The sequence below is a fragment of the Thalassobacter stenotrophicus genome (assembly GCF_001458315.1).
Lineage (GTDB): Bacteria > Pseudomonadota > Alphaproteobacteria > Rhodobacterales > Rhodobacteraceae > Thalassobacter > Thalassobacter stenotrophicus.
Genome location: NZ_CYRX01000011.1, coordinates 275,984 through 290,510, shown reverse-complemented (window position 1 = coordinate 290,510; position 14,527 = coordinate 275,984). Strand labels below are relative to the sequence as shown.

Annotated in this window: 9 protein-coding genes; all 9 read right to left on the bottom strand. The window is 57.1% G+C overall.

The window, feature by feature from the left end:
• Positions 1-12 precede the first annotated feature (12 nt).
• Positions 13-816, bottom strand: a complete 804-nt coding sequence (locus tag THS5294_RS05945) for a flagellar hook-basal body protein (protein WP_038005445.1) — start codon at positions 814-816, stop codon at positions 13-15.
• Between the two features lie 71 nt (positions 817-887).
• Entirely contained in the window at positions 888-2,150 is a 1,263-nt protein-coding gene (flgL, locus tag THS5294_RS05940; RefSeq protein ID WP_058123003.1) for a flagellar hook-associated protein FlgL, read from the bottom strand.
• An 8-nt stretch (positions 2,151-2,158) separates the two neighbouring features.
• Entirely contained in the window at positions 2,159-6,448 is a 4,290-nt protein-coding gene (flgK, locus tag THS5294_RS05935) for a flagellar hook-associated protein FlgK (protein ID WP_058123002.1), read from the bottom strand.
• 2 nt (positions 6,449-6,450) lie between these two features.
• Positions 6,451-6,774, bottom strand: coding sequence for a rod-binding protein (locus THS5294_RS05930; RefSeq protein ID WP_058123001.1), 324 nt, complete (start codon positions 6,772-6,774; stop codon positions 6,451-6,453).
• A gap of 22 nt (positions 6,775-6,796) precedes the next feature.
• Positions 6,797-7,927, bottom strand: coding sequence for a flagellar basal body P-ring protein FlgI (locus THS5294_RS05925; protein WP_058123000.1), 1,131 nt, complete (start codon positions 7,925-7,927; stop codon positions 6,797-6,799).
• Positions 7,928-7,940: 13 nt separating this feature from the next.
• Positions 7,941-8,591 carry a flagellar basal body L-ring protein FlgH gene (locus THS5294_RS05920; protein WP_058122999.1) on the bottom strand — a complete coding sequence of 217 codons (651 nt, stop codon included), beginning with the start codon at positions 8,589-8,591 and terminating at the stop codon, positions 7,941-7,943.
• Positions 8,592-8,599: 8 nt separating this feature from the next.
• Complete coding sequence (gene flgG, locus THS5294_RS05915) at positions 8,600-9,388, bottom strand: flagellar basal-body rod protein FlgG (RefSeq protein WP_038005453.1); 789 nt, start codon at positions 9,386-9,388, stop codon at positions 8,600-8,602.
• 80 nt (positions 9,389-9,468) lie between these two features.
• Positions 9,469-10,233 (bottom strand): flagellar hook-basal body complex protein, encoded by a 765-nt coding sequence (locus THS5294_RS05910; protein ID WP_058122998.1) that lies wholly within the window; start codon positions 10,231-10,233, stop codon positions 9,469-9,471.
• A gap of 49 nt (positions 10,234-10,282) precedes the next feature.
• A complete protein-coding gene (locus tag THS5294_RS05905) occupies positions 10,283-14,503 on the bottom strand; it encodes a flagellar hook-basal body complex protein (RefSeq protein WP_058122997.1) in 4,221 nt (1,406 codons plus the stop codon).
• Positions 14,504-14,527 lie beyond the last annotated feature (24 nt).

Below are 14,527 nucleotides of genomic sequence, written 5' to 3'. Positions count from 1 at the left end.
ATTCTGCCGAACCTAGCGGGTCAGTTTTTCGATCATGTCGGTGTAGGCTTGCAAAATACGGGATGAACCAGAGAATTGTTGCTGCGCGCGGATCATACTGGTTAATTCAGTCGTTAGGTCGACGTTGGAGGCTTCAAGTAGGCCTGTTTGGATGCTGCCAAATCCTTCTTGGCCTGAAACACCCAAAACGAGTTGACCAGAGTCTTGGCTTTCCTGAAATTTATTCATCCCAAGCTGACGCATAGATGTGGAGTTGGGAAACACAGCAATCGCCAGCTGCCCAATGAGCACCGGATCGTCGGGACCGTAGGTGGCTAACATTCTGCCATCGGGATCAATGTCTAATGCCGTTAGCTGCACGCCGGCTTCGTTTTGGAAGGGTACCACCATCTGGCTAAGGTTCGTGCCGCCAACCCCGTCATATCCAAAAACGAGGTCGTTCGTGGATGACCTCAAAATGCCATTTCGATCGAGTGAAAATTCGCCGTCGCGCGTAAAGGTCAGCGTGTCCGAAGGCGTTCCATCGGGGTTGGCCGTGTTTGTAATGAACATGCCGTTGCCAGCAATCGCCATATTCAGAACGCCCTCGCGCTCCATGAGGCTACCTTGCTTTGCGCTTTGGCGGGTTTGCTCAATAAGGCTACCAACGCCGGTAGAGGTTCGCGTCACTGTTTCGGGTGAGGCCCCGCTGTAGAGGTCTGCAAAGCTGGCGTTGCTTTTGCGAAATGCGGTCGTGCCTGCGTTGGCCACGTTGTTGGACACAACGGAGATTTCAAACATCGACGTGGACATGCCTGATAAGATTGTCCCGAACATCTGCAAATTCCTCTCATTTCGATCGAGATGATATTGCAGATGTCATGCCAAAACGTGGATTGGCTGCTTATTCACTTCAAATAGTCGAACAATGTCGTTTGTCCGATTTGGGAATAGGCCTGACGGGCCGCGTTTTGCGTCATCAAGAGCGATTGCAGTTCGGTTATGACTTTCTCCAAATCAGCTGCGGACATTTCGTTGACCTGAGATTCAAGCGTCACGGACCGGGACGCCAAAACCTCCTCTTGGACTTCGGCGCGCTGCAATCGGGCGCCGACAGTCGTGCGGGATATGGCGATGTCTTGGCCTGCGTCTACAATTTTGGACAGTTGCGCGGACAGTGTCTGGGCTTTGGGCACCATCGTTACTACGGGGTCCCCTCCGGTTGTGATGGTGAAGGCTGGTTCTTTGGCCGCAAGATCAACACCTTCTACCGCAAGATCTGAGAGTGAGATTTCCCCAGTGGTGGACGTTAACTTCAGTCGGCCCTCGTTAACGCTTCCCGTGATGCCGGTTTCAAAAGTACGCGCATTGATGGCATCTGCGACGCCCGAATGTGATCCATCCACGACATCTGGGACTGTGATGGAGGCGCTTCCCTCTGGCCCGGACAAAACAAACGAAAGGTCGCGCGGTGTGCGATCTGCGTTGATGCGCAGAAACATGCCCTCCCTCTCAGTGGCGACCAAAGTGTCCTCATGGGTCGCCGCAGTGGACAATGCCGCGATGAAACTATCGACAATATCGAACAGGCTTTGTGATCCTGCGTCGGTCGAGATTTGCATAAACACTTCGCCACCGTTCACTGAGGTTGGCAATCGCATGCTTTCTGACGCCGCCAACGTATGCTGCCCGCCATCACCAAGATAGTTAACGTGGCCGTCCGGCCCTTCTCGGAAGGGCTGCAGATCGGTGTTATACCCGCCAAACAACGCCTGACCATCCGGTGTGCGCGTATTCGCAAGTCCAACCAACGCATCGCGCAATTCGCTGACTTCGACACGAATGGCATCCAAATCGGGTTCGGAGAATGTGTCGTTATTGGCGGCAATCACCCGCTCGCGCATTTGGGTCATAATGTTGTCGACGTTTTCCAGCGTCGTATCCGCCATGGTTAGCCGCTCCTGCGCGGTGGCGACGTTGCGCTGAAAGCCAGACAATTGCGTCACCCGCTCTTCCATTGCGGATAACTTCACAGCTTCAATCGGCTTGTCCGAGGCTTGGGTAATTTCCTTGCCCGTTGAGACCTGCGTTTGGCGCAACTGGATCTCTTCGTTCAGCTGGGAAAAGCGGTTCAACATCTGATCCGCGAACATCTTGGTCGAGACTGTCATGGCGATCCTCAGGCGATTTGCAGGAGCGTATCAAACATTTCGCGCGCAGTTTGCAGGATACGCGCGGCGGCTTGATAGGCTTGCTGTTGTGACATCAGTTTGGCGGCTTCTTCGTCCATGTTAACGCCGCTAAATTCGCTTTCGGCGGCGACGGCGGCCTCATGGACAGCCTCGTTGGACAGGCGGGTCAAGCGCGCGGCCTCTAGTGTTGCTCCAACCCCGGCGGCAATCGTGCGGAATTCATCCTGAAAACTGGTTTCACCGGCACGTTGTTGGCCAAATGATGCCAGCACATCCATGTTTTGTGCATTCCCGGCAGAACGTTGGGCCGTCGAAAGGTTAAAGGCATCGCCAGTGTCGGCAAACCCGGACAGCTCAATGTCTTGTCCAGAAATATTGAACCGCGCCAAACCGTTGGAGGTGCGCGTCGCGATGGAAGCGCCAGACGCCCGATCAAAGAGCTCAACGCGGCCCGTTGCGGCATCAATCATCTCAACGCGGAAATGCTCCGGCGCGCGTTCCGCTTCGGCCAAAACCAGGCCAACGTCGAACTGCCCGGCAAGACGCCGCGCGCCTTCACCGCCCATGATGACAATCAACTCTTCATCCGGAATGTTGCTGAGATGGATAAACGAACTGGCAGCACTGGTTCCACCGGCCACGATATCCATCGCGGAACCATCGGTGCTGCGGGCATGTAGAACGCCATCTTCAACACGTAAATCGGCCTGTGCGATTTTGAAACCAAGGGTTTTGGCGTCCTCGCTTGGGGTGATGGCGATTGTGCCGACACCGGCCCGGTCAGCACGCAGCGATAGCGTGGTTGCGCCTGTCGCGTCTGTCCCGAGGTCTACTCTGAGCCGCCCTTGCAAGCTGAGCGGCACGCTGATGTCGAGGTCGCCGTTTAGAGCGGTGACATTGATGCTATGCGGGGCACCTTCAAGCGTCAGGTCGATTGCATAGGTGCCGTCGCTCAGGTCAGCAGAAATGGCGCGACCCTGAACGGATGCGCTTGATTGTACTGTGCTGAGGCCAAATGCGGCTGCGGTTGAATTGGCGACTGGCGTTAAGCCTTGCCCGGACAAATGCCCGCCCACCACCGATAGCGAAAGGGCATAGACGCCGTCCTCGCCGACAAGCGTTGTCGCAATACGGTCCGCTTCGGGGCCGGTTACCTCAAAATCGAGGGGGCTGACGCGCGCAGGGTCTGTCTGTGCGATGCGTGTCAAAGTGTATTCGGCATCGCCTAACATAAAGCTGGCGCTTGTGCCCACATCGGGAAAGCTCTCAGAAGGCATTGAGGCGCCAAGCAACATCGGCACAGGCGCTTGCGCGCGCATTTGGCTTGCGGTTTCCAGTGCGCCCCCTTCGGCCGAAGGTATCGCGCCACCGGGTACATTGGCGTCAAAGACAGTCCCATCGGCCAAGATTAATGTGGTCTCAAACCGCGCAGATGGCGCATGTGTGCGTGTGCCGTCGGCGTTGGTTCCTGCACCGTCGAGGACTGTATCGATGTTATATTTCAATGCGGCTTCTGTGCCACCGTCACTGAATTCCCGCTGAACCAATCCGCCGACCATCGGATCGGTGGCTGAGGTCATAATATGCCCGACCTCACCCGTACGGTCGCTGCTAAGCGTGAATTCTTGGCTGCTGATGAATTGGACCGTGCCACTGATCCGCAGATCACCGCTTAACGCGATTGCAGTTTCGGGCGGGTCACCATCGTCGAGGGGAAGCGGCTTGAAGTCTTGGCCAAGAGCTGCGGCCTGAACGGCGACATCCGTGGTGGACGCATTGCTCAGCCCAATGTCGAAACCATCTGCTTGGATAAGCGTGAGCGCGCCGGGTGTTGCAGACAGTTGTGCCTGCACGCCGGTTTCATAGCTGCGGTTGTTGATCGCGTCGGCCAGCGCGCTCAGATCGCCGCTGCTCACTTGTGCACTTATGTTCAGCGGGTCACCATTGCGCCCTGTGAGGTCAAATTCAACCGCGCCACTTCCGAGCTCTTCCAGCGTCAGTCGAACCGCGGTTTGCGCCTGAGCTGATACACCGACGGCTGCGAATTGAGCGTTGGCCATTTCCGCGACATAGGCCGCATCCACGGCTGCTGGAATTGTCAGGGACCGGGTGTAGCCTTCGGACATTTGCAGTCTGAGCGTTTGGTCTGTGGTATTATTCACGCGGCTGTCGGTTGAGATCAGGCCTACGTTACTGCCGCGCAAACCGACCAAGCTGGTGGACACAGTGCTCAGCCCGCTTTGCATTGGCTCAGCACCGGTGCGGCTTTGCGTGATCTCCATCCCACGGTAGCCGGTCCCACTGCTGAGTGTGCTGTAATCGGCACGATACTCAGCCTCAGCGTTAAATCCGTTGCCGGTGGTTATGAACCGCTCAACCTCGTTCGGGGCCAGGGGCGGGCCGGAAATCTGGCGGCCTTCGCGGGTGAATATCCGCAATTCGGATGCGGCTTGTCCCAACTGCACATCGGTGGTCAGCGTGTTTCCTTCGGCGGACACAGCAGTCATTGCTGTCAAAACCCGCGACCCGTCTGAGGCCAGCGAAAGCCCGCTTTCAAACCCGGACACGCTTAACCCAAGATCGCGGATCGTTTGCCCATCTGCCGTCGCGAGCACACCCATATTCAGGTATTCCGCGATTTCGGTGCCGGACTGCCAACTGTCTGCGCTGACGGTCTGGGGGTCTAGGGCAAAGCTATAGCTCTCACCGTCCAACACCAGCGTGATTGCAGCGATATCCGCGCCTTCTGTGGCCGATACGGTTGCGGTGGTTTGCGTCGCAAGGCTTGCGAGTTTGATATCCGTGGTGCCACGCGGAATGCTACCCACGACGCCGCCGCGCAAAAAGTCTTGGGCAGCTACGGGGGATAGATTGTTGGCCAGTACATCCGTTAGGGCAGGCACACCCGATCCCGCATCCGCAGCGCGAAATGTCTCAAGTTTGGCCGTGCCCAAATTTGATGTCTCGGGGTAAATCGCCACTGTCGAGGCTGCGGCGATTTCCTCTGGTCGGCGCAATAGAAAACTGATCCGCGAGGCGTCGCCTGCCGCGCGCTCGAACACGATTTTATCGCCGTCTTTTGGGGTGCCGGTTACGTCAATGACCGCGCCGTTGGCTTCAATCTTGGAGCGGCCGGTGGCCAGAACGTTGCCGGTGTCATCCGCTAGCGTCCATTGATCTGTGCGCGCGTTGAACTGCATCGACATTTGCTGCAACTGGTCTGCACGCCCAGGCACCAAGCGAATAGCGGCCTCGGCGGTGCCTTGGTTGGTTTGGCTGGCTTGCGGGGTAAAACTGGCGGCAGTGAACAATTCCTTGCCAAGCTGCCCCTCCAGATCAATGCCTTGTGCATGCTGGGTATTCATCTTTGCGGTGAAGGACCGCGCAAGCGTGTCCAGTTCCGACAGTGCCCGGTTGGTCGTGCCATGTGCATCGACCAAACCCCGCAAAGCGCCGCTTTCAAGTTGCGGCACGATCTGCCCTGACCCAATCCGGAACATGATGCTGCCTTGCTCGGACCGCACGACGCTTAACGTTTTGCTGTCCTCACCCCGCAGGATCAACGCCCCCGCCTCAGATGTGCCTAACCGCAGTTCGGCCTCATACCGCTCACCTATCGTGACACTCAGCGGGACCATCTTTGAGAGATTGTCGATCAGCCTGTCACGCTCATCTAAAAGGGCATTGGGTGGTGAGCCGCCAAGGTTCGACGCCTGTAATTGCCCGTTCAGGGTCGCAAGCGCATCAAGGTTCTGGTTCACGCCGACCAATCGCGTCTCGATTTCACTCGCGGTGCCGTCAGCCAGATCGCCCAGCAGCAATGCGGTTGTGTTGAACGCGTTGCTGACGGTGTGCCCCATGTCGATCGCTACGGCGCGGGCAGCCAAATCGCCGGGCTGTGCCGCGACCTGTCCAAGCGTTTCAAAAAACGCAGTCATCGCGACGCCCAGATCGCCATCATTGGGTAGAATGCTGTTTTCTAGCCGCTCTAGCTTGGTCACAAATGCATCCGAACTTTCGAACCGGCCCGCCGCTGCGCGTTTGCTGTCCGTCAAAAACGAGTCGTAGGCGCGCCGCACGTCGTCCAAACGCACGCCCATGCCGGTCTGCGCCGTCAATGAGGTCAGCTCGCTTTGCACGCCCGAAACTTCGCTCAGCGTTGCGTCGCGGCGGCGGTACCCTTCGGTGTTTGCATTGGCGATGTTCTGGCCGGTGACGTTCAGCGCCTCTCGTTGCGCATGGATTGCACTACGGCCGATATCCAGCAGGCTTGCCATGTTCAGTCGTCCCCGTTTGAAACCCGATGCTCGAACTGCCGCACAAGTGCATCAGCAATTCCGAGGGACTCGCGCTTGGACAGCGCGGTCGCGTATTCTTGGTCCAGCATAGAGTTAAACGTCTTTAGGCCGCCGCTGTTTAGCAATGGATCGGCCAGTTGTGCGGAACGCGCGCTCGACAGGATGGATTGGACGAACAAAGCTTCAAATTGTTCTGCGACCTCGCTCAGCTGCTGTTGGCCGCTGGATTGGCGCGCTTGTAGGGCGTCAGCTTGTGCGGCTGGCCCAACGGCGAGCTTGAGGGCAGAGGCGCTGATGGTTGTCATGTGGGTCGCCTCCGGGGTCCGGTTAAATAATGATCAACTGAGCACGCAGGGCACCCGCGACCTTGAGGGCCTCTAGGATCGCGACCAGATCGGACGGTGTGGCGCCAATTGCGTTGATGGCATCGACCACGTCGCTTAGGTTCACGCCGGGATCGAACAAAAAGGCGCGGGCCTCTGGTTCGTCCACAATCAACCCGGTGTCGGGGGTGATGATGGGCGCTGCAGGCGTGTTGATAATGGTGTTGTCGTTAATGATCGTCTCAGACGTGGGGGTGACCTGCGCGTCCTCACGTATGCGGACCGTCAAACTGCCGTGGGTGATCACGGCGGGTGTCACGCTGACGTTGCCGCCGATAACAACGGTGCCTGTGCGTGAGTTGACGATCACCTGCGCGGGCGGCGCTGCGGGCTGAACCTCGACCTGTTCGATCAGGCTCGCGAAGGAGACTTTTTGCGACGGGTCGGTTGGGGCCAGCACTCGGATGGACGAGGCATCAATCGGCACTGCGGTCTCGCCCCCAAAGACGACATTGATCGCCTCGGCCACATTCGCAGCGGTTGAGAAATCTGCACGGTGCAGGTTAAGGACAAGGTATTCGCCCGTAATGAATGGGTTTTCGACCATCCTTTCGACGGTCGCCCCCTGTGGCACCCGTCCAACTGTCGGTACGTTCACCGTCAGGGAGGAGCCATCTTCACCCGATACGCCCAAGCCGCCAACCACGAGATTTCCCTGCGCAATCGCATAGGTTTCGCCGTCAACGCCAAGCAAGGGTGTCATCAAAAGCGTGCCGCCACGCAAAGACTCGGCAGAGCCAAGAGTAGAGACAGTAACATCCAACTCCTGCCCCGGTTTTACGAAGGCGGGCAAGTCAGCCGTGACAATAACGGCGGCTGCATTCACCCCGTCTAGGGCATCTTGCTCGGCCACCATTCCAAAACGAGAGACCATGGATTGCAGCGATTGAAGCGTGATCCCCAAGTCTCCGTCGCCCGTGCCCGAGAGGCCAACGACCAGCCCGTAGCCGACCAATTGGTTGCTGCGCACACCTGCAACGCTGGCCAGATCCTTGATCCGATCCGCACTGGCCACACTGGCCCAAAGCGCTGCGATGAGCACAAGGCATAGCCGGAGAAAAGAGGGGGCGCGCATATCGATGCAGCCCCTAAACCGGGTTCAAGGCGTTAAAGACCTTGGAGAAGAGGCCGCGTTTGGATGTGTCCGCAACATCTCCGGCACCGATGTAGGTTATCTCTGCGTTGGCGAGACGGTTAGAATTAACCACGTTTGCAGGGCTAATATCGCGCCTGCGCACAATCCCGCTGACGCGGACATATTCGTCACCGTTGTTCAGCGTTAGCTTCTTTTGGCCCAGAACCTCTAGGTTGCCGTTGCCCAAAACCCGAACAACGCTGACTGTCACAAGCCCGGTAAAGGAGTTTGACTGCTCAGCGGCGCCAGTGCCCTCAAAGGTTTGTTGCGACCCAAAAGACGGATCCGTGAGCTTTAGAAAACCGGGCAGCTGTGCTGAGATGTTTTCGGATTTATCGGCCGAGGCGGATTGGGACTTGGTCGCTTGGAACGATTCATCCAGCGCGACGGTCACGACATCACCTACCTTTGAGGCGCGCTGTTCGACCGCGAATAGGCCAGTGGCACCGGGGTGATAAATAGCGCCATCTGCGGGGCTGGTCCGACCTGTCGGCTCGGGCATAACGGGGTAATACGCCCGCGAGGCCTGATCTTCCACATAGGTGGAACACCCGGCGACGGCGCAAAGGCAGGTCACGATAGCGAGTTTGTACAAAGTGCACATTACGGACCTCAGAGGTTATTCGAGATGTAGCGCATCATCTCATCCGATGATGAGATTGCCTTGGAACTGACCTCATAGGCGCGCTGGGTTTCGATCATCTCGACCAGTTGCTGGACGACGTTCACGTTCGACGATTCAAGAGAACCTTGCATCAGCTTACCGATACCTTGTGCCTGAGGTGTGGCGACAGTGGGCAGGCCACTTGCAGCGGTCTCAACGAGGAAGCTCTCGCCCACGGGCTGCAACCCACGTGGATTGGCAAAAACCGCAAGTGTCAGCTGGCCGATTTCCTGTGGTGTGTTCTGGCCCGGTGAACGGACCGAGACGATGCCGTCCTGCGATATGTTTACCTCAAGTGCGTCATCGGGGATCTGGATTTCGGGCTGCACCACATAGCCGCTGGCCGTTGTAAGCGTCCCTTCTGCACTGCGTGAGAACGACCCGTTCCGTGTGTATCCGACCCGGCCATCCGGCATCAGCACCTGAAAGAAACCCTGACCGTCAATCGCAAGATCAAACGAGTTGTCGGTGTTCACCATGCCGCCCTGCGAATAGAGCTTTTGCGTGTTAACCGCGCGCACACCCGTCCCGATCGCCAACGCAGAGGTCAACTGCGTGCCCTCTGACGTTTGATCCCCACCAGAACGATGGACCTGATAGAGCAGGCTTTCAAAATTAACGCGATCGCTTTTGAAACCGACGGTGTTCAGGTTTGAAAGGTTGTTGGCAATGACCTGCATCCGCGTTTGCTGCGCGTTCAGGCCCGTCTTTGCGACGTGCATGGCGTTGGACGACATTTGCCACTCCGTTGTTTATTTGTTCAGTCTAGGTTTGCAACTGATGTGCCAAACTGAACCGGAGCAGCGAAACTAATCCATCAACCGTTGGGCAGGCGCATCAATTGGCTGGTGCCTTCGTCAAGTTCTTGGGCCACCGAAATGAACTTGACGCTCATTTCAAATTGTCGCTGATTTTCAATGTTTTCCACCAGCGCAGTGATGGTGTTAACGTTGCTGTTTTCCAAAAAACCTTGGGACAGGCGCGCGCGCTGATCAGGTTCTGGCAAGCCGCCGGGGGCTGCGGGACGGATGTGCCCATCCACGGATTTGATCAGCTGGGTGTCTTCCGCAACTGTGGTTGCAATGATCGGGCCGGGGACAAATGTGCCCTCGGGCAGGCCCTGCAGCTCTAGCTGGATTTGGCCGGTTTCCTCAATCACAACGCGGCGGGCATCGGGCAGTTGGATAGGCTCCAGCTCGGTGTCCAGTAGGCGATTGCCTGCGCCATCGATTACAAAACGGTCCGCATCCAACCCAAAATCACCGCGCCGCGAAAGCGCAGCATCACCGCCGGCGGTGGGGGCAATGTAGAAATATCCGTCGCCACGGATCGCTACATCCATCGTCTCACCGGTGCTTTGCAGGCCACCTTGTTCTGAGGAAAACAGCGCGCCGTCGCTTTGCTGGCTGAAGACCCGCGATCGGAACTGATCAAAGGCTTCCAGAAACTTTGCCTCACGCGTGACGGACAGGTCAGCCCGGTAGCCCGGAACGTTCAAGTTCGCCATGTTCTGGGCATTTACGCTCAGTTCAGTCGAGACATTGCGCATGTTGTTCAGCGCGATGTGGATATTACGGTCCATGACTGCTCTTTCCTGAAATAAGGCCCGCGCTGTACGCGAGCCCTATGATTTACGTCCGGATGTTGATGATCGTCTGGGTTAGCTGCGTAGAGGTCTCAATCGCCTTAGAAGACGCCTGGAAGTTCCGCTGCGCCGTGATCAGGTTCACCAACTCTTCGGTGATATCCACGTTTGAACGTTCCAACGCGCCGGACTGGATAGAGCCAAATCCCTCGGTCCCGGCCTCACCAATCAATGGCTCACCAGAGGATGCGGTTTCAACGAACGTTGCGTTCCCCACCTGCTTCAGGCCGTTTTGGTTGTTGAAGTTCGCCAGCACCAATTTGCCCAAGGGCTTGTTTTGACCGTTCGTGTAGTTGGCGCGCAAAAGGCCGGTGGCATCGATGCTCAACCCGTCCAAGCGGCCGGAGGTGAAACCGTTTTGCTCAAGGTTGTTCACGGCAAACGGCGTCGCGAGCTGGGAGGACGCACTGTAGTCAATGTCCAGCGAGATTGAGAACGTATCGCTTTGGGACTCGTAGCGCGTCAGGCCCTGTGGGCTGATCAACTTACCGGTCTTGTCGAACGTCAGCTCACCCTCATCAAGGTAAAGCGGATAGTAATCTTCGACCAAGTTATCGGGCTCGGAGTCGACGATCTCTCCACGTTCATTGACGAACAACGGGATGCCATTTTCGTTGGTGGCCTGCACCAGATTGGCAATCGTCGGGACGCTGCCCACGCCCAGTGGCACGTCATCCAGGCCCAGCTTGACCGGACCCTTGATCCGAATGGTCGAAGTGTCGCCTGTCGTGCCGGTGGTGAACACAAAGTTGTTCTCGGTAGGTTGGTATTTGACAGTCACACCGCCGATGGTTTGGCCGGTTTCGGGGTCCCGCATTTGGTTGATCCGCTGTTCCAGCAGTTCGGCGAGTGTTGTCCCAATGTAGTTGCCGCCGGGGATTTCGATGATCGCGTTCACCCCGTTGACCGACACGTTAAAGGTCGTCTCGCGGTTTGCGGCGTTCAGGAAAATCGGTTGGCTGTTTAGTGGGTCTTTAGCGGGGCCGCCAACGGCCATCGCAGGCTCAGACTTTAGGCCGGTGCCTTCACGGAAGCTGACGTTGCGACCAAAACCGACGCCCATGACGTGGCTGTTGCCGTCCGCCAGCACGCGTGAGGTGATATCGACGGTGTTATCACCCACAATCGCAAGACCGGTCGCGGAGTCGATTTCATACCGTCCGACCTGAATGTTGGATGCTTGTTGGTCTGTCTCAACACCCATCGCCTTGTTGGCCCGAACTTCTTTGCCGGTTGTGCCGCTTTCAAAGGTAAAGGCACCGGTATCACGGTCGTAGCGGACTTTTGCGCCAAACCGATCCGGGCCGCTGCCCACAACGCCGCCGTCAAACACAAACGGCTCACCTATGACATTGGTTGCGGCAGTGATGCTGACTTTGCTTGCGTTGGTGGTGCCTGCAAGGCCTACGCCATTGATGCTATCGGCATAACCAGAGGAAATCTGGAGAGCGGAGACATCGCTGATCGCGCCACCGGGTCCAAGCGCGGTGTGGTCCACTTTGAACACAATGCTTTGGGTTGCAGCATCGTACTGCACTTTCACGGGGGGATTACGCTCATCCACCCACTCCATTTCGATGGCCGAGTTGCTAAGCCCAAAATCCGCTGTGCCGGGGTTATCGGTGCCGGTCAGCTGTGCGGAGAATGTGCCAAACACGCTTTTGCCGGAGCCGTCGACGTTAACGTCCGTATAAGCGTGGCGGGCGGCATCGGTTTCGCGCAGAACGATCCGCTGGTTGTTAAAGCTGAGCGGCGAGCCATCAACCGTGAGGTCCTCGCCTTCAAAGAACGCTTCTACGTCCTTTGCGGGATCCGACAGCACGATAAAGGGTGTGTTCGCATCGACATTCACAGAGATGTTTTCATCCGGCAGACCAAGATCGCCGGTGGCGACCTGCAACACGTTGCCGACTACGGACGTGATCCGGTACGTGCGGCCGTTCAGGTCAGCGGCCTCAGGATCAGCGCCGAGCAACATGATTGTATCGCCCGCGCTAAAGCCCGCGACAGAGTCCATCGTGATCGAGAGCCGATCTGCTTCGGCGTCATATTCGATTGTGGGAACGGTGTTGTCCTCAGCGACGCTGCTTTGGCGCCCGAATGTGCTGACGGATGGCCGATTATCGAGGTTGCTGTACGCAAGGTAGCGTTGCTCGCTGACGGCGAACGATAGGTTCGTGCCGCTGATTTCACTGTGCACCGTTTTGGGGCCGGAAATTTTTAGAGTGGTGGCGTCGTTACGGTCCGTTGTCACAGAAAGACCCAAAATACCTGCGTCTTGCAACGCCGTTTTGATCTTGGCGGCAACGTCGGCATCTGTCTCATTCGCGTCAGCTTCGACCGACAGGGACACGCCAAATGCATCCAGCGTTAGCGTTTGGGCTTGGGTGGTGTTTGCGCGGGCCACAACAAGTGACCCATCACTATTAAACGTCATGTCCGCTGATCCGGGCTGCACCGAGATCAGCTTGTTCACCTCAGCCTCGATCAAGGCAAGAACGTCGGCCGATGAGTTCAAGCCGTTCGCGGGGATCGTCACGACCACATCGCGGTCATCAATGGCGAAGGTCAGGGTCTTATCGCCAGTCTGCGTCGCATCAGCCACGGCAGTCGCGGTGAACTTCCCTTCGGAGTAGTCAAACTCCCACAACTCAGACGTATTGGTCAGGCCTGTCACACCCAAGTCCCGCGTCGTGTATTCAAATTCAAACGACTGCGGCAGTTCGGGTGGATTTGTCAGTTTGGTCGTTGTGGTGATCTTTGCAAACTGGTTGTCTTTGATGTTTGGAACCGCTGGCGTGTTCTCACCCAACTCGCTGTTCAGGGCATCATTGATCCGCGCCTGCGCGTGGGCCAAGAATGTGTCCAACTCAAAGTTGGGCGCAGTCAGGTTGGCAACGTCAATTCCGGCTTGGGTCGACACAAAGCTCGGCTCCAACAGGTCGATAGACACGCTGCTCGGTACAATCGCGTCGCCTTCGTCAGTAGCGGTGAACATCTGAATGTTGATTTGGTCCTCCGCGCCCTTGCGGATCTCGACCTTTTTCTCATCGTCGTAGGCTTCGTTGATCGCACGCTCAACTTCGGCGGCAAGTTCTTCGGCGTTATAGCTGCCGGCACGGATGTCGACACTAACGGGGCGGGTGCCATCGTCGATGTTTACAAGCAGGAAATCGTTGCCCCAATAGACGCCCTGATTGGCAGGATCAGCCTCATGGGTGGCCCCAAACAGCATGGGGTTGGTGACGATTTCGATTTCACGGGTGCCTTCGTCGCCAAAATCAAAGCCGCTGGTTTCACCGGATAAAGCCGCAGGTTGCGATGGCACGCGGGTGCGCAATTCGTCCAGCTTATACAGCGGGGCGCTGCGCCCGGTGTCAAAGTAGCTGGGATCAGGTACCGACGTTGTTTGGTTGCCGAATTGATCGATATAGATTTGGCTGCCTTTGTCATTCACCGCGGGCACAAGGTCGGGGGCGACCACTTCGTCATTAATGACCAGTCGTGTTTCATACTTGTTGGTGGGGTCTTCGGTCGAGGAGCCTTGGGTCTTGATGAAGTACACGGTCGCAATGGTCGGGTTGCCGAGATCATCAAAGATTGTGAACGAGGTCGAGTTGGTAAAGCTCTCGGAGTCGTTGGGGTCAAACGTATAGCCGTCTGCGAACTTGTCCTTAGTGGTGACAACTTCGGCGTTGGCGGGCAGGTTGACGGCCAGATCAACCATCGTCGTCGCCTGTGGATCACCTGAGGTGACTGGCAGCCGCAAGGGCACGGCGCTGTCGATGTCTTTGGCGGTGACAGAGCCGTCTTCGTTCACTGGATAGGTCAGCAGGAACTGGCCTGAACTGTCCACAACGTTGCGGTTATTATCCACGTTGAACGAGCCGTTGCGGGTGTAGACGACTTGGGTCGAGGTCAGGCTTGGCTTGAGGGCAAAGAACCCTTGCCCCGAGATCGCCATGTCCAGCGCGTTGAGCGACGATGCGATGTTCCCTTGGGTGAACTGTTGCTTCACTCCCTTGAGGATCGCACCAGAGCCGATCGACGATGTGCTGTTTTGCAAGGGCGAGGTGGCAAAGATGTCACCGAATTCCGCCCGTGAGCGTTTGAAGCCCGTGGTGCCAACGTTCGCAATGTTGTTGGAGGTCGCGGAAATATCGGATTGTGCGCCATTCAGGCCGGTCAAAGCGGTATAGAAAGACATGTTTCTCTCCCAAAACTATTTTTA